This is a genomic window from Polyangium sorediatum, from assembly GCF_029946465.1.
GTDB classification, from domain to species: Bacteria; Myxococcota_A; Polyangia; order Polyangiales; family Polyangiaceae; genus Polyangium; species Polyangium fumosum.
In genome coordinates, this window is record NZ_JARZHI010000036.1 from 1 (window position 1) to 16,909 (window position 16,909).

The window sequence follows — 16,909 nt, forward strand, 5'->3', positions numbered from 1 at the left end:
AGCGCCGCCGGCACCACCCGCGCCGCCGGCACCACCCGCGCCTCCGAGGCCGCCGTCGCCGCCAGCACCGCCGGCGCCACCCGCGCCGCCTGCGCCGCCTGCGCCACCCGCGCCGCCCTGTCCCGACGACTCGGTCTTGCAGTCGGACGCGCAGCCGTCCTCGGAGACGGTGTTCCCGTCGTCGCATTCCTCGACGCCGTCCTGCACGAACCCGTCGCCGCACTTGGCCCACAGGCAGGTCGTGAGGCAGGCGTCGGCATTCGACACGTTGCCGTCGTCGCACGTCTCGACGCCCGTCTGCACGTGGCCGTCGCCGCACTTGGCCGTCTTGCAGGTGTTCGTGCAGGCGTCCGCATTCGACGCGTTCGCGTCGTCGCACTCCTCGCCCGCTTGCACGACGCCGTCGCCGCAGCCCGGCAGGCTGCAGTTGTTCCGGCAGCCATCGTTATCGATCTGGTTGCCGTCGTCGCACGCCTCGACGCCGGCCTGCACGAAGCCGTCGCCGCACGCGGCGATTTTGCAGGTGACGAGGCACGCGTCCATGTTCGACGCATTGCCGTCGTCGCACGCCTCGACGCCCATCTGCACGAAGCCGTCGCCGCACGTCGCGTTCTTGCAGGTGGTCGTGCAGGCGTCCGCGTTCGACGCATTCGCGTCGTCGCACTCCTCGACGCCCGCCTGCACGAAGCCGTCGCCGCAGCCCGACGTCTTGCACGTCGTGAGGCACCCGTCCGTATTCGACGCGTTCCCGTCGTCGCACTCCTCGGCGCCGTTCACCACGCCGTCGCCGCAATAGAAGGGAGGCACAAACTCGTACGCGCCCATGTCGACCGCGGGGCCATTGACGCCGTCCCCGTCCATCGGCCGCGGATTGCCGTCGAAGTCCGTGAGGGGGGCGCCCGCCGACGTGCCCTTGTCGATGCACGGGCTGCCCAGGGCCAGGTGCAGGTCCGAGGGCGCGTTGACGAAGCCCGGGTTCTGCGAAATGCAGCCCACGCCTGCCACCACGTTATCGTAGTTCTCTTCGATGCCGAGGACGTTCGTGTACGTGACGGTGGCCGTCGTCGTACCCGTCGTGTTGTTCCGGTAGATGCCCGACGTGACCCCGACGATGATGCTGTTCTTGACGTTCAGGATGGAGGTCCCATTCGCCTGCGCGCTCAGGCTCACGCCGAACGCGCCTGGACCGTGGATCGTCGTGTTCGTCACGTGGAGCGTGCCGGTCGCGTTGCTCGCGGCGCGGACGGTGATGTTATCCCAGTTGTTGCGGAAGAGCCCGTTCTCGATCGTCATCGTGGCGGAGCCGCTCTGCGGGCGGAAATCCACACCATCCCACTTGTTGTCGCTCACGGTCAGGCCCGAGAAGGTGGGGGAGGCATTGCCAACCACGTCGACCCCGTACTCGTTGCTCTTGGTCGTGAAATTCTTGATGAGCGGCGCCCCCGCGTCGAGAAGCAGGCCGTAAAACGACGTATCGGTCGTGACGTTCAAAAGCCCGAGCACGTCGCCCGCGGCGCTCGAATGGATCGCATTGTACCCGTACCGCACGTTCACGTGCGTCAGCGTCGCCGCCGTCGCGCCCGAGAGCACCCGCACGCCATACCAGTTCTGCGCGGCCCCCACGAGGGCGCGCAGCGTGATGGGCGCGGCCGCCGTCCCGATGGCTTCCAGCGTCCCCAGCACCCGGATCTCGCCGCGCGCCGTGTCCGTGCCCGCCCCCATGATGTCGCCGTTCGAGAAGTTCACCACCACGCCCGGCTCGATCGAGAGCTTCCGGCCCGGCGGCACCGTGATGTCCCCCGCGACGGTATACGGCGAGCCCGCCAAGGTCAGCGTCGTATCGGTCCAGAGCGTCCCGTGATACCCCGGCGTCGCGTCGTTCACGTACGGCAGCGCCCCGATGTCCTGGCCCGCGTCCCCCGCGAACCTCGACGGCGAATTCGACGTGATCCGCAGGTTCGACAGCGGGTTCACGTACAGCGGGTTCGCCGAAAAGCACCCCGGGCCGGGGGTCACATTATTATAGTTCGTCGTGTTTGCCCAGACGTTCGAATACGTGACGTTCACCGTCGCCGCGCCGCCCCCCGAGTAGAAGCCGGTGGTGTTGTCCGTCACGTTGGAGTTCTTGAGGTTCACCGTCGTCGATGCGCCTGAAGACGTGGAGACGGTCACGCCGCGAGACTGCTGGTAGAGCGTGGCGCCCGTGATGTTCACCGTCGAGATGCCGTTCGACTCCGCCGACAGATCGAGCCCATAAAAGCTATTCCGGACCACGCAGTTGTTGAGGGTGTTCACCGCGGCCACGCCCGTCGTCAGGATCCTGATGCCGCGGTTGGTATTGTTATCGATCGTGCAGCCGTTGATCGTCGCAGCGGCGGACCCCGCGATATCGATGCCGACCGAGCCGCCGGAGACGCTCACGTTCGTGAGCGTCGGCGTGCCGGCGAGGAGGTAGAAGCCAAACGTGGTGGCGGTGATCGTGGTGTCTGAGACGACGAGACCCATGCCCGCCGCGCTCGACGTGACGCCTTGCCTCGCATGGGCGATCGACGCGCCGGAGAGGGTGACGGCGCTCGCCGCACCGGCGCGGATGCCAAACCACGTGCCCGCGGCCGACCCGCTCTGGGCCATGAACTGCACGGGGCTCGCCGCCGTGCCCTGGACGTTGAGTTGCCCCTCCACGATCAGCTCGATGCGGGCCGGGTCGGTGCCTCCTTGCCCGCCACTGCTCGCGAACCGCACGACAGCGCCGGCCTCGATGGTCAACGAGGCGCCGCTCGGCACCGTGATGTCCCCCTGGACATTGTAGGGGCTGCCCGCGGCGGTCCAGGTCTGGGTGGCGAGGGTGCCGCCGGCGATGGTCGTCGCGGCACGTGCTTCGCGCGGGAAAACCAGCGCGACGGTAAGCGCAAGGGCGAACGCCGTGCAATGCAGGGCGCCCGCAAAGGGATGTGTTCGATGTCTGGTGTTCATGCTCGTCTACCCCGGGCGTCGACGTGCTCACGGCGCCGCGCGGCGCCGCCCGCAACAGGCCCAGCGCCTGGGGGATGCTCGGGTCGTCCCGAGGTCGCATGTTTTTTCGGGGCGCCTCGATCTTGCCTCGACGCCACGTGCCCGGCGTCGGGCAACACGAGCAAATTCCTCCCGGGCTACAGGCGACCCACCTCAATCGAGCCGCAAGAGATACACCGCCATCGCTCCCCCGAGCAGCGCGAGCACGACCGAGAGGACCACGCCCATCGAAAGGGGGTGCGCGCGTGGCGTCTCGCCGCGATTGTAGCGAACGACGAAGCGCGCATGCTGGAGCGCCGCGACGACGTTGACGACGACGCCGAGCACCACGAGCGCAATGCCGACCACCTGGGACGTGTGCGCGGGATGCGACGGCGCGACGCCGCGGGTCGCCGCGAGCTCGCGGAGGAAGATCCCGAACCGCGCCACGACGAACCCGAACCCCATCATGGCGAGGCCCGTGCGCAGCCACGCGAGCAACGTGCGCTCGGCGGCGAGCGGGATCCGCAGATCGTAATCAGCGCGGGGAGGCAGCTCGGGCATGGCCCTCCCCGCCTCGTATCACCGTTCCGGTCGCGGAACCACGCAGAGCCACGCGACGGTCGACCGAGGGGGTCGCCTCGCGTCGACCCCCGCCGGGCATCGTCGACCGAGGCGGTCGCCACGTGGCGACACCCGCCGGGCATCGTCGACCGAGGGGGTCACCACGTGTCTACCCCCGCCGGGCATCGTCGACCGAGGAGGTCGCCACGTGGCTACACCCGTCGGGCATCGTCGACCGAGGCGGTCGCCACGTGGCTACCCCTGCCGGGCATCGTCGACCGAGGCGGTCACCACGTGGCTACCCCCACAGGGCCTCGTCGACCGAAGGGGTTGCCACGTGGCGACACCCGCAGGTCCTCATGGAGTGGAGTGCTCCCAAGCGAGCTACTTGGTCCGACGGCGGAGCCCTATCCGATAGACCTCGCGGCCCTTGTGGTCCTTCACGAGCTCCCCGAACGTCTCGAGCGCCTCGTCGGGCTCCTCGTTCACGAAGGTCACCCTGGGCTTCAAATCGTCCGGGTGCGGGACCTCGACAGAGACGAGAACGTGGAGAGCGATGGGCCCCGGCTCGGTGATCGACTTGTAGAGCTCCAGCCACGGATTCATGGTTCGGCCTCCCGGGCCATAACGGACGTATGGCTCGTGAATCGAACCACCCACCTCCGTGAGGAACCATTCGCCTCCGGTCGCCTTGCGCATGACCTCGCCGGCATACGCGACGAGCCCCGGGAAGAGATTGGGGATTTCGAGGATGCGTCTCTTGGGTCGGATCTTCTTCAGGGCTTTTTCCACGAGGTAGAGGCTATCGAAGGAGCTGTCGAGGGATTCACGGGGAATCTTGAGGGTGCGTGCGAGCTCGTCGAGGAGCGAGGGCACAGCCTCGATGAAATGCGGGCCCTGGGGGAGGTTGCCTTCCAGCATGTGAAAGGGGCGCTCGGGGGGGCGATTTCGCAACTCCTCGAGCTTCTCCATGAGCTCCTGGCGAGATGCGTAGAGGGTGCCGCGGCCACTCGGCTTCACTCGGAGAAGCTCACCCCTGTCAGAAACGTATGCCTCCCAGAGATACGGCTCGCAATTCTCGAGGTCCCGTGTCCAGTTCCCCTCGGCCAAGAGCGCCTGCACCTCGGACTTCGTGACAGACCAGCATTTGGCCCAGCCTTTTCCGTTGGAGGGAGGACGATGACGCGGGTCCTTCTTCATGGGATGCCTCTCGACTCAGTGGGGGCGGGTATTGCCCGGAGTCCCGGGGTGACCGACGAGGCCGTCATCGAGGATCGGCTTGTCCAGGCCCCGGTCGTTCGAAGCGCGCAGCTTCTGAACGTAGAACGAGGGGCCGTCGAGGGTGGGGGCAGGGAGCTGCTTGCCTTGAAGGACGGCTCCGCAGTTCATGCACCACGGGGGACCCACCTGGAGCTTGCCGCCCCCGTGGTCTCGGACCGCGGACACCCAGACCAGAATCTGATGGGAGGCAGCACGGACCCCGACGTCCGTGCCGATCGATGTGTCACCGGTCACGACGAAATACAGCGAGGGATAGGCCCGATCGGGCCCCGTGGAGGAGGCCGCCGGCGACTTGGAGAGCGCGTCCAGCATACCGAGAATCTGGTACTGGGCATACTCGAGGTTGACAGTCCCTTTGACAGCCTTGACCTCCACGAACGTGCTCTCAGGGTGGGTGCTGATGACCGGCGGGAGGGGGCCGTGAAACCCCTGGATGGCGCCGGTCACGCCGTCGGGCTTGACGCCGCGGAAGCGCTTGTCGCTCGCTTCCTCGCGCCACGCCGACGGGAACACCTTCCCATTCGACGAAAGCACCCTCGGCCCCGGCAACGCCCCGAGCACGTCCCTCTGGAAGGCAAGCCCCACCGCCTGGTTGTACGTGATCCCCGTGTGGTTGTTCGGGTTCCCGTAATACGCCCGCAGCTTCGCCGTCGTCACCATGTCGGTGAGCGCCGGCATGTCGTCGACCATGCACCCGGTGGTCGAGACGACGAGCACCACCCAGCCAAACGCGAACAGCACGAGCTGCGCGAACCTCCCCCACGTCGCTCCCGCCAGGCCCGGCGCGGCGACGAGAAGATCACCTCGCCTCATCTGGAAACCCCTCCTGCGATGATCTGTGGCCTATCTATCAGGAGGACGAATGGGTCGGACAAGACAAATCACGAGGTGGGCAGACGTTGTCTGTCTGGGGTCGGACCCTAATCGAGCCGCAGCACCTCGATCGCATTCACCCCCGGCGTCCGCGCGAGCTTCATCGACTTCCCTCGCCCGACGAACGCCGCGTGGAAGACCTCCACGCCCGGCCTCTTCACGATCGTCACCGGATCCACGTACAAAAACCCCTTCCGCATCCGCTCCACCGGCACCCCGAGCGGCAGCCCCACGTCCCGCGTCGTCGGATCCGGCATCGTCGTGGAGAGCGTCGCGCGCCTCGTGACGCGGGATCGCACGGAAAGCACCGTCCCCGCCGCGAGCGGCCCCGACGCCCGGACGAACAGGTCGAGCCGCGGCCGCACGCCCGTCTGGAAGAGCGAACCCACGATCTCGGGCCCCTCCTCGTACGTCGCGCCGATCGGCCGGAGCGCCCGCGTGATCTCCCCGAAGAGCGCCTCCGCCCGCGCCGCGTCGCCCTGCATCACGGCCACGTTGTGCGCGATCCGCTTCTGTTCGAGCGTCTGCGGCGGCGCCTCGGGCGGCGTCGCCTCCTGGTCCCAGTGCACGCGGGCTTCCCACGTCGCAAACACGTCCGGCACGATCGTGCGCACCGGCTCCGTCGCGCTCACGAACATCCACGCGAGCGCCCCCGGCTCGCGCGCCTCGAACACGTACGCGTCGATCGGCGCGTACGGCTCCCGCGGAAACACCATCCAGAACGGGCCCACCGCGGTCACGTGGAACCGCTTCGCCACGGCCGCGAGCTGCGCGTCCGGCGCGAAGCGGCTGTCCATCACGTACACGCTTCCGCGCCCCGGCAGCGGCCCCGCCGGCACCGGCTGGTTCGTCTTCACCACGCGCCCGCCGAGCGACCAGACCTGCGCCCACGTCGCGTGCATGCCCTCGTGTAGCTCCACCGTCGCGTCCGGCGGGATACGCCCGCCGAGCCAGCGCAGGAACACGGTCTTGTCCCCGTCGGAGTCGATGACGAGCCCCTTCTCGTTGAACCGCCCGCCCGTCTGCCGCGCGTACAGCGCCGCGGGCGCGCCGTCGCGCAACACGAACACGAGCGGCACGAGCAGGATCCCCAGCGCCACGAGCCCGCCCTCGACGGCGCCCTCCGCGGGCCTTTGCCGCGCCCGGCGCACGCGCGCGACGAGCCGCTCCACCAGAGGCGCGAGCGTGGCCACGAGCGCGCCCATCCCGAGCGCGAAGTACGCGCCGAACGGCTGCGGCCAGAACACGTGGATGTCGGCGCCCTGCTTGAACACGACGTACTGGAACGCCGCCATGCCGAGCACGAGCAGCGGCGCGAGCTCGACCTCGGCGCGCGTGACGAGCAGCCGGAGCACGCACACGACCGCCGCGATCTTCCCGAGCAGGATCGCGATCGGCGTGAACGAGAGCTCGATCCAGTACCGCCGGCTCGCGAGCACCGCCGAGAGCGGCGTCACGTTGCCCGACGAGCGCGAGCCGTAGATCGCGAGCAGATCGCCGAGCTTGCCGGCCTTCTGGAAGATCACGAGGTAGAGGACCCCCGTGAGCACGGAGAGCACGGCCCACGTGATCCAGAGCTCGGCGTACCTGCGCTCGTGGAGCGGCCCGAAGAACCGGCGCCCGCCGAGGTAGCCGCGGACGAGCCCGAAGCCGAGCCACTGCCCCGCGAGCACGAACGCCGGCCAGTCCGTGTGCAGCGCCATGAAGAGCCCGAGCGCGCTCACGAAGAGGAAGCGCCGCCGCCACGTCTGGACGAGCCGCACCCAGCCGTAGAGGGCGAGCAACGACCAGAACACGAGCGGCACTTCGAGCGCGTTGAAGCTCGCGAAGGCCAGCGTGATCGGCAGCACGACGAAGCCCACGGCCGCCGCCGCGCCGGCCGCGGGCCGCCAGATCGAGCGCCCGATCGCGTAGAGCAGCGGCGGCGTCGCGGCCGAGAGCAGGATCGCGGCCAGGCGGCAGACGACGTCGTGCCGGCCCACGATCTTCATGAAAAACGCCGTCACCCAGAAGATCCCCCACGGGTGGTGGCAGTAGTAGAGGTCCGGGCCGGGCCGGCTCGCCGTGTACTCCCAGACCGGCCCCGGGATCCCCCAGCGCAGCATGTTCTCGGCGATGATCCCCATGCTCGCCGTCGAGGCCCAGTGCCCCGCGAGCACAGGCCCGAACATCTCCCACGCGGCGACCAGGAAAAACCAAGCGGTCGCAAGGGCGACGAGCGCCCGCGCGATCCGCGCCTCGCGCGCGCTCGCCACGGGCAAGCCGTCCGAGCCTTGGGGCAAGCGGAGCGAGAGCCTCGGGATCATGCGCGCGCGAGGGTAGCGGATGGCAAGCGCTTCGGGCGTGGTAACTTGCCGCCCCCGTGCGTCTCGGAAAGCGGCTCGCGGCCGCCGTGCAGAAAAGTCCCTTGGCTTCGGCCCTCGCGCTCGTCGCGCTCGCCGCGTCCCTCTACGTCGTCGCCTACCCCTTCACGGCCGCGCGGTACGCGCCGATGACGGATCTCCCGTTCCACGCCGCGCAGACCGGCGCGCTCCGGCATTTCTTCGACCCGAGTTACCACCTGCGCGAGCAGTTCGAGCTGCACCCGCTCGCCGTCCCGTACATGTCCTCGTACGTGATCGGCGCGCTCTTCATGTTCGTCGTGCCCACACACGTCGCCGTGAAGATCGCGGCCGTGGCCATGCTCGCGCTCCTGCCCGCGGGCCTCGCCGTCCTCTTCCACGGCATGAAGAAGAGCCCGCTCCTCGGCCTCGCGGCCCTCCCCTTCACCTGGAGCCACCTCACGCACTGGGGCTTCCTCAACTTCGTCGGCGCGCTCGGCCTCTTCGCGATGGCGATCGGCGTGACGCTCCTCCTGCTCGACGCGCCCTCGTGGCGCCGCCAGATCACGCTCTCCGCCGTCCTCGTCCTGCTCTTCTTCACGCACGTCTTCCGCTTCCCGTTCGCCGTCGCGGGCGTCGTCGCCGCGGCCCTGGTGATGTACCCGGCGACGCAGCGCTTCCGGCCGATCCTCGCGCCCCTCGTCCCGCCGCTCGTGCTCTTCGCCGTGTGGACGCGCGTCCGGCCCGCGGCCATCGGCGGGCCCATCGACCTCTCGGGCTTCGACCTCAAGCGGCTCGACGAACTGCGCCCGCTCCTCCTCGAAGGCGGCTTCCACGATCCGACCGAGGCCGCCGCGATCCTCACGAGCTACCGCGCCGTAGGCGTCGTCGCGCTCGTCTCGCTCCTCGCGTTCGTGCTCTCGGGCCGCGCGGCCGCCTGGAACCGCCGCGCCTGGTCCTTCGCCGTCGGCAGCCACGTCCTCGCCCTCGGCTGCGCGGGCGCGTTCCTCCTGTCGTTCCTGATGCTCCCGATGCAGCAGGGCGTCTGGTGGTACGTCTACCCGCGCGAAGCCACGGCGCTCGCGTTCCTCGCGCTCGGCCTCTTGCCCGACCTGCCCCGCGCGCCCCTGCTCCGCGCCCCGCTCGTCCTCGCGCTCGCCCTCGCACCTGTCGGCCTCGCCCGCGCCGTGGCCAGGAACTACGCCATCTTCGACCAGGCGACCGAGGACTTCCACCGCATCACCGAGGACATCCCGCGGGCCCCGCGCCTCATGTACCTCGTCTTCGACCACGGGGGCTCGACCAAGAAAAACACCCCCTTCATCCATTTGCCGGCGTACGTGCAGGCCGACAAGGGCGGCTGGCTCAGCTTCCATTTCGCGGTCTTCGGCGCCTCGCCGCTCGTGTACCGGAGCCGGTTCGAGCCCTCGGCCGTGATTCCGCCGCCCGTCCCCACGCGATGGGAATGGACGCCGCACAAATTCCGGCCCCTCCAGAATGGCAGGTTCTTCGATTGGTTCCTGGTTCGTAGCCGAACCTCGCCGGACGGCATGTTTCGCGAGGATTCCTCGATTGTCCCCGTGAATCACGTCGGCACGTGGTGGCTTTATCGACGGAAAGAGGGCTCGGGCCCGCCTGACCGCCCGTAATCCTCCAGCCATCGCTACCTTGCGTCTCTGACGCGAGGGGCTAGGCTGCGCGACCATGGCGGCGATGATGCGAAGTGCCCCGCGGGATCGCGAGGCCCGACAGGAGCACGCGCCGGCGTCCGGAGCACGCGCCGAGCCGACCAGGTTCCCGCTGGAGGAGGCTTCCTCCGAGCAGGGGATGTCCAATGCGGAGCAGCTTCGGACGCTCATCGAGGCCTCGCCCGATCCCATCTTCATGAAGGACGGCGAGGGCCGCTGGCTCCAGGTCAATCGCGCCGGGCTCGAGGTGTTCGGCCTCGAAGGCGTCGATTACCAGGGCAAGAGCGAGGCCGAGCTCTCCGCCTTCACGCCCTTTTATCGAGAAGCCTTGCTCGTTTGTCCGGATACGGACAGCGTCGCCTGGGACGCGGGCAAGCTCTCCCGCGTCGAGGAGAACGTCCCGCGGCCCGACGGGTCGACCCGGACCTACGACGTGTACAAGGTGCCGCTCTTTTATCCGGACGGGCGGCGCCGCGGCCTCGTCGTGCTCGGCCGCGACATCACCGACCGCAGGCGCGCCGAGCAAGAGCGCGATCGGCTGCTCGAAAAAGAGCAGATCGCCCGCGCGGCCGCCGAGCGCGCCGAGCGCCGCTCCGCGTTCCTCGCCGAGACGACCCGCATCCTCTCCGGCACCCTCGATTACGAGGACACCGCGACCCGGCTCGCGCACCTCTGCGTCCCCTTCGCCGCCGATTGGTGCGCCGTGTGGACCGTCGACGGCCACGGCGGCGTGCACCTCGGCGCCCTCGCCCACGTGGACCCGGACCGCGAGGCCCTCGCCAAGCCCGGCCAGATCCGCGTCGAGCCCGACCTGCCCGGCGGCGTCTCCCACGTCGTCCGCTTCGGCCAGCCGCTGCTCTGCCCCGCGGTCCCCGACACCACCGACGGGCGCCTCGCCGCGCTCGGGACCCGCGATCCGGCCTGCGAAACGCTCGTCCGCGCGCTCGGCCTCGCCTCGTACGTCGCCGTGCCCCTCGTCGCGCGCGGCCGCACGCTCGGCGCGATCACCCTCGCCCGCATGCCCGGCTCGCACCCGGCTTGCGCGGCCGACCTCACGCTCGCCGAGGACCTCGGCCACCACGCGGCCCTCGCGCTCGCGAATGCGCGCCTCTACGAGGAGTCGCAGGAGGCCATCCGCGCGCGCGACGAGTTCCTCTCGATCGCCTCGCACGAGCTACGCACGCCTTGCACCTCGCTCCGCCTCGGCATCGAGGCGCTCCTCCGGCATGCGCGCGCCGGCAAGCTCGATCGAATGCCCGCGCCGCTGATCGAGCGCCTGCTGGAGACGAGCGATCGGCAAAGCAAGCACCTGCTCCACCTCATCGACCGGCTGCTCGACGTCTCGCGGCTCGAAGCCGGCCACCTCGATCTGGAGCTCGAAGAGGTCGATCTCGCGGCCCTCACGCGCGAGGCGGCCGCCGAGCTGCGCGAGGAGATCGCGCGCACGGGCGGCTCGCTCATCGTCGAGGCGGAGCGCCCGGTGCGCGGCATGTGGGATCGGGCGCGGCTGCGCCAGGTCGTCACGAACCTGCTCGGCAATGCGCTCAAGTACGGCGCCGGCAAGCCCGTCCGGGTGCGGGCCGCGGGCGACGACACGCAGGGCTTTCTCTGCGTGGAGGATCGCGGCATCGGCATCCCCGAGGATCGCCAGCCGCACATCTTCGAGCGATTCGAGCGCGCGGTCTCGTCCCGCCATTACGGCGGCCTCGGCCTCGGCCTTTACATCGTGCGCCAGATCGTCGAGGCGCACGGCGGCGCCATCACGCTCACGAGCCGCCCCGGCGAAGGCTCGACCTTCACCGTCTCGCTCCCGAAGAGCCGCGCCCCCGCGGCCGCCCGCGCCTCCTGAGCCGCGATTTCGTTCGACCTGAAAGCTTGTCGCCCTCTCGCGAGAGCGGTAGATCCTCTCGGAATGCGGCTTTTCGTGGGCGACATCGTGGACGATCGGTTCGAGATCGAACGAGTCGCCGGCGCGGGCGGCATGGCCACGGTCTACCGGGCGCTCGATCGCCACACGGGCCTGCGGGTCGCGCTCAAGCGCGTGGACGACGAGGACACCGAGAGGGCGCGCCGCTTCGACCACGAGGCGCAGAGCCTCGCCGAGCTCCGCCACCCGCACGTGGTCCGCTACGTCGCGCATGGCTCGATGGCCGCGGGCGGGCGCTGGCTCGCCATGGAATGGCTCGAAGGCGAGGACCTCGCCGCGCGGCTCACCCGCGGGCGCCTCTCGATCGAGGACACCATCACGCTCGGCGCGCGCGTCGCGCGGGCGCTCGAAGCCGCCCACCGCCGCGAGGTCATCCACCGCGACATCAAGCCGAGCAACCTGCGCTTGATCGGCTCCTCCGTGGAGGAGGTCCGATTGATCGATTTCGGCATTGCCCAGACCCTGAGCACCTCGCGGCGGGTCACCGAGAGCGGGACGACGATCGGCACCCCGGGCTACATGGCCCCCGAGCAGGCGCGCGGTGAAACACCCCGCGTCGACGGCCGCGCCGACCTCTTCTCGCTCGGCGCCGTGCTCTTCGAATGCGTGACGGGCCGGCCCGCGTTCGAGGGCACCCACGTGATGGCCTTGCTCGCGAGGCTGCTCTTCGAGGAGGTGCCGCGCCTGCGGGACCTCCGGCCCGAGGCGCCCCGCGCGCTCGACGAGCTCGTCGCGAGCCTGCTCGCCAAGGACCCCGACGGCAGGCCCCGCGACGCGGGCGTGGTGGCGCGCGCGCTCGAATCGATGGACCTCGGCCGCGGCTCGATGCGCCCGCCGCCGGGCCGCGCGGATCTCGGGCACACGGAGCGGCGCCTCTTCTCCATCGTCGCGGTCCTGCCCCACGCGCCGGAGGCGGCGGGCCCGCACGCCGAGACCGAGGCGCCCACGAACGTCCGCGTCACGGCGATCGAGCAGGCCGTGCGCCCCTTCGGCGCCCACGCCTCGGCGCTCGCGAACGGCGCGCTCTTCGTCACGCTCTCGGGCGAGGGCAGCGCGAGCGACCTCGCCATCCGGGCCGCGCGGGCCGCGCTCGCGCTCCGCCCGCTCTTGCCCCCGAGCGCGATCGCCCTCGTCACGGGCCTCGGCGAGGCCGACGGAAAGGCCCCGATCGGCGAGATCGCCGAGCGCGCCGTCGTGCTCTTGAAGGACGGGGCGCGCCACGCGCGGGGCTCGGTGCTCATGGACGAGGTCACGGCGGCGCTGCTCGACGGCCGCTTCGCCGTGGCGCTGACCTCGGGGGATTTCGTCCTCGAAGGCGAGCGCGAGGCCCCGGCGGAGGCGCGCACGCTCCTCGGGCGCGCGAGCCCGTACATCGGCCGCGACCGCGAGCTCCGGATGGTCGAGGAGCTCGTGCACGCGAGCTTCGACGAGCGAGAGGCGCGGGCCGTGCTCGTGGTCGGCGCGGCGGGCATGGGGAAATCACGCCTGCGCCGCGAGGTCGAGGCGCGGATCGCCGCCGCCTGGCCCGACGCCGTCATCGAGATCGGACGCGGCGATCTCCTCGGGCAGGGCTCGCCTTTTTCGGTCATCGCCGCGGCCTTGCAGCACACGGCCCGCATCAACGCCGGCGAGCCCTTCGCCGTGCGCCGCCAGAAGCTCGAAGACACGTTCGGCAAGCATCTGCCACCCGAACGGCAATGGCACGTCCTCGAATTCCTCGGCGAGATGGTGGGCATCCCCTACCCCGACGATCAAAGCCCCAAGCTCCGCGCGGCGCGGCAGAGCGCGGCGCTCATGGCCGATCGCATCCGCGAGGTGTACGTCGACCTCCTCGCGGCCGAGCTCTCGGCCCGGCCGCGCCTCCTCGTGCTCGAGGACCTGCAATGGGGGGACGTGGCCTCGATGAAGCTCGTCGACGCCGCGCTCCGCGCCCTGCCGCATCGCCCGTTCGTGGTGCTCGCGCTCGGCCGGCCCGAGGTGCGTCAGCTCTTCCCGCGCCTGTGGGAGCAACACGACGCGCAGGAGATCCGCCTCGGCGCCTTGTCGGGCCGCGCGGCCGCGGAGCTCGTGCGGCATTACGTGGGCGACCGCATCTCGGCCGAGGAGGTCGACCGTGTCGTCGCGCGGGCCGGCGGCAATGCGTTTTACCTGGAAGAGCTCGTGCGGGCCGTGGCCGAGGGCCGCGGCGGCGAGGTGCCCGCGACCGCGCTCGGCCTCGTCGAATCCCGCCTCGCCGCGCTCGTCCCCGAAGAGCGGCGCCTCCTGCGCGTCGCCAGCGTCTTCGGCGAGGTCTTCTGGGCCGACGCCCTCGCCGCGGTCGCCGACGAGCCCGCCTCCTCCGTCACCACGATGCTCGCCTGCCTCGAAGCACGCGAGCTCGCCTTCCGCCGAAAAACGAGCCGTTTCTCCGGCCGCGACGAATACGCCTTCCGCCACTCCCTGCTCCAGGAGGGCTCCTATGCGACGCTGACGGAGCGGGATCGCGCCCTGGCGCACGCGCGGGCGGGCGCGTGGCTGCTCGCGGCCGGGGAGAAGGATCCCAAGGTCCTCGCCGAGCATTTCGGCCGGGCCGGCGACGCGAGCCGGGCCATCGGGTATTACGTGCGCGCGGCCGAGCACTCCCTCGCCGCGGGCGACAACGAGGCCGCGGTCTCGCTCGCCGACGCGGCGCTCGGCCTCGGCGCGGCCGGCGCGGACGCGGCCGTGCTCCGGGCCATCCAGACCGACGCCTGGACCTGGAGCTGCCAGTACGTCCGGGCGCACGAGGCGGCGCAGGTCGCGCTCTTCCTCGCCAAGCCCGGCAGCCTCAGCCATGCGCGCGCGCTCGGCGGCGTCATCAGCAACGGCCTCATGCTCCGCCGCTTCGACGTCCTCGGCGAGGCCATGGCGGCGCTGCTCCGCGTCGAGCCCGAGCCCGAGGCGATCCCCGCGCTCGCCTGGGCCTTCACGATGGCCATGAACACCGAGCTCCTGAGGGGCCAGCATGCCTCGGCCGAGCGGTACCTGCGGCGCATGGAGCACCTCTCGATGGGCCGCGCGGCGGAGGATCCCTCGGTGATGGCGTGGCTCGCCCACGCCCAGGGGTGCTGGGCGCGCCACATCGAGCAAGACCTGTGGGACGCGCTCGAGCTGCACCGCCTGAGCGCGCGTGGCTTCCGCGAGGCGGGCGACCAGCGCTACGGGCCCCACGCCGAGGTCCACGTGGGCTGGCTTCTCCTCGCGCTCGGCGCGTTCGAGGAGGCGAGCGCCCTCGTCGAGCGCGCGCTCGCCGCGTCGCCTCCCGGCAGCCAGGCCGTGCTTTTGGGCCGATGCGTGCTCGCGTGGATCGCGCTCGATCGGGGGGCCGTCGCGGAGGGCATCCGCCTCTGCGAGGCCGTCGCAAAGGAGGCCGACGCGCTCGACGAAGGCCTGCTCGGCCTGTATGCGCGCCTCGCGATCCTCGAAGCGCGCGTCGCGGGCGGGGACCTCGACGGCGTCGAGCCTGCGCTCGTGGCGCTCGAGCCAGCCGTGAAGGGCATGCCCCTCGTGGCGCTCGGGCACACGACCGTACGCGCTGCGGCGCGCCTCTCCGCAGGTCGGGCCGACGAGGCGCGCAGCCTTTGCGAGGAGGCGCTCGCGCAAGGCGAAGCGCTTGGAGTCGTGGATCACCGCCTGCGCGTCGCGCTCGGCCTCGTCCTGGTCCAGGCGCTCGAGGCGCTCGGAGAGCACGGCCAAGTCCGGACGACGCTGCTCCACTTGAAACAGGCAGCCGAGGCGCAGGCCGAGAAGATCGCCGATCCCGCGCTCCGCGAGAGCTACCTGGGCCGCGTCCCCGTGCACGTGCGGCTGGCGGCGCTGCTGGAAACGTACGGGTGATCCTTCTTGATTGACCGGGGAAAGGGGGCCCTGTCTACTTTTCGCACCTTGAGCAGGAGGCCAAATGCGGGGTTCTCGAATGCTTGTCTTGCTCGTTGTGCTTCTCGGCTGCAGCGGCAGCGGCAACAACGGCAGTGAGGGGAATGGGGCAGCCGGCGGCGCGGGCGGCGTCGGCGGGCAGGGCGGCTCGGGCGGCGTCGGCGGCTCGGGCGGGCAAGGGGGCGGCGGCGCGCAGGGCGGCTCGGGCGGCGCTGGCGGACAAGGCGGCTTGGGCGGCGCTGGCGGACAAGGCGGCTCGGGCGGCGTAGGAGGCGTTGGCGGACAAGGCGGCGCTGGCGGACAAGGCGGTGCTGGCGGCTCGGGCGGCGTAGGAGGCGTTGGCGGACAAGGCGGCGCTGGCGGCGTTGGTGGACAAGCCGGACAAGGCGGCGCTGGCGGTGCTGGCGGCGCTGGCGGCTCGGGCGGCGGAGCGCTGACGACGACGCTGTACGGCGTACATTACGATCCAATGGAGATGGAGGAGCACTTCGGCTTCGTCACCCCCTCCACGGGAAAGCTGCACACGATGAACATCCTCGCCGGTGTTCAATTCGTCGGCGGCCCGATCGCGCTCGACTCCGTGCACGGTCGATTCTACGTCAACACGAACCTCGGCCAGCTCGCGATCGACGTGAACACCGGCAATGTCGTCGATGTCTCGCCGCCGTGGGAAAGCGCGACGGTGCGAGCGCACCCCCTCACCGGGGTCCTCTACGGGGTGAAATGGGACGACGTGGCCTTCGAGGAGCACTTCGGCACCGTCGATCCAGCGACCGGGGTCTTCACCAGCATCCGCACGCTCCCCGGCGTGATGTGGCTCTCGGACGATCCGGGGATCGATCCGACCGGCGAACATTATTACCTGAGGACGAACCTCGGTTGGCTGACGATCGACGTGAGCACGGGCCTCATCAGCCACGTCGCGCCGGTCGTGGACGACGTGTCCGGGATCGAGATCCATCCCCTCACGGGCACGATGTATGGGCTCGTGTGGGACGCCGCGGCCCTCGTGTTCGAGTTCGGGACGCTGGATCCCCATACCGGTCTACATACCCCGATCAAGACGCTCCCCACCGTCATGGCGCACAGCGCCCGCGGGGGCCTCGATCCGGCGAAAAACGAATACTACGTGTTCGCCAATCTCGGGTACGTCACCATCGACCTCACCACGGGCGACGTCACGAATATCGCGTCGGATCCCGACGATTTCGCGACCGTCCTCGAATTCTACAGCCCGTAAACGATGGGCTTGCGCGCTCGGGCGTACGCGACGAGGCGTCACAGCTCGGCCCTCCGGCCCGGCAACACCGGAAACCCGCTCCGCGGCCTCGCCTCTGTGGCATAAACAAACCGCTCCCGTCCGCGCCCGT

Annotated in this window: 9 protein-coding genes; 4 read left to right on the plus strand and 5 right to left on the minus strand. The window is 70.3% G+C overall.

The annotated features are described in order from the left end of the window. From QHF89_RS31000 to QHF89_RS31020, 5 genes are all read right to left on the minus strand, one after another. Positions 1-2,973 (minus strand): DUF4215 domain-containing protein (locus tag QHF89_RS31000; RefSeq protein WP_284721140.1); only part of this gene is annotated, 2,973 nt, incomplete at its 3' end. A gap of 192 nt (positions 2,974-3,165) precedes the next feature. After that, positions 3,166-3,555 (minus strand): YidH family protein, encoded by a 390-nt coding sequence (locus QHF89_RS31005; protein ID WP_136971192.1) that lies wholly within the window; start codon positions 3,553-3,555, stop codon positions 3,166-3,168. Between the two features lie 384 nt (positions 3,556-3,939). Continuing rightward, entirely contained in the window at positions 3,940-4,755 is an 816-nt protein-coding gene (locus QHF89_RS31010) for a hypothetical protein (RefSeq protein ID WP_284721141.1), read from the minus strand. A gap of 15 nt (positions 4,756-4,770) precedes the next feature. Continuing rightward, the gene (locus QHF89_RS31015) at positions 4,771-5,649 is read right to left on the minus strand and encodes a hypothetical protein (protein ID WP_136971194.1); all 879 of its coding nucleotides are present in this window, start codon (positions 5,647-5,649) and stop codon (positions 4,771-4,773) included. 107 nt (positions 5,650-5,756) lie between these two features. Then, complete coding sequence (locus QHF89_RS31020) at positions 5,757-8,015, minus strand: ArnT family glycosyltransferase (RefSeq protein WP_136971195.1); 2,259 nt, start codon at positions 8,013-8,015, stop codon at positions 5,757-5,759. Positions 8,016-8,071: 56 nt separating this feature from the next. On the opposite strand from QHF89_RS31020, the gene QHF89_RS31025 reads away from it, so the two are divergent. The 4 genes from QHF89_RS31025 to QHF89_RS31040 all read left to right on the plus strand — a co-directional run bounded on the left by QHF89_RS31025 (position 8,072) and on the right by QHF89_RS31040 (position 16,779). Further along, the gene (locus QHF89_RS31025) at positions 8,072-9,679 is read left to right on the plus strand and encodes a hypothetical protein (RefSeq protein ID WP_136971196.1); all 1,608 of its coding nucleotides are present in this window, start codon (positions 8,072-8,074) and stop codon (positions 9,677-9,679) included. A 64-nt stretch (positions 9,680-9,743) separates the two neighbouring features. Further along, complete coding sequence (locus tag QHF89_RS31030; RefSeq protein WP_284721142.1) at positions 9,744-11,567, plus strand: sensor histidine kinase; 1,824 nt, start codon at positions 9,744-9,746, stop codon at positions 11,565-11,567. A 63-nt stretch (positions 11,568-11,630) separates the two neighbouring features. Beyond that, positions 11,631-15,500, plus strand: a complete 3,870-nt coding sequence (locus QHF89_RS31035; protein ID WP_136971198.1) for a protein kinase domain-containing protein — start codon at positions 11,631-11,633, stop codon at positions 15,498-15,500. Between the two features lie 79 nt (positions 15,501-15,579). Further along, positions 15,580-16,779, plus strand: coding sequence for a hypothetical protein (locus QHF89_RS31040; RefSeq protein ID WP_284721143.1), 1,200 nt, complete (start codon positions 15,580-15,582; stop codon positions 16,777-16,779). Positions 16,780-16,909 lie beyond the last annotated feature (130 nt).

Coding starts and splice junctions, on each gene's coding strand:
- QHF89_RS31005 (WP_136971192.1), bottom strand. CDS start 3,555: ATGCCCGAGCTGCCTCCCCGCGCTGATTACGATCTGCGGATCCCGCTC.
- QHF89_RS31010 (WP_284721141.1), bottom strand. CDS start 4,755: ATGAAGAAGGACCCGCGTCATCGTCCTCCCTCCAACGGAAAAGGCTGG.
- QHF89_RS31015 (WP_136971194.1), bottom strand. CDS start 5,649: ATGAGGCGAGGTGATCTTCTCGTCGCCGCGCCGGGCCTGGCGGGAGCG.
- QHF89_RS31020 (WP_136971195.1), bottom strand. CDS start 8,015: ATGATCCCGAGGCTCTCGCTCCGCTTGCCCCAAGGCTCGGACGGCTTG.
- QHF89_RS31030 (WP_284721142.1), top strand. CDS start 9,744: ATGATGCGAAGTGCCCCGCGGGATCGCGAGGCCCGACAGGAGCACGCG.
- QHF89_RS31035 (WP_136971198.1), top strand. CDS start 11,631: ATGCGGCTTTTCGTGGGCGACATCGTGGACGATCGGTTCGAGATCGAA.
- QHF89_RS31040 (WP_284721143.1), top strand. CDS start 15,580: ATGCTTGTCTTGCTCGTTGTGCTTCTCGGCTGCAGCGGCAGCGGCAAC.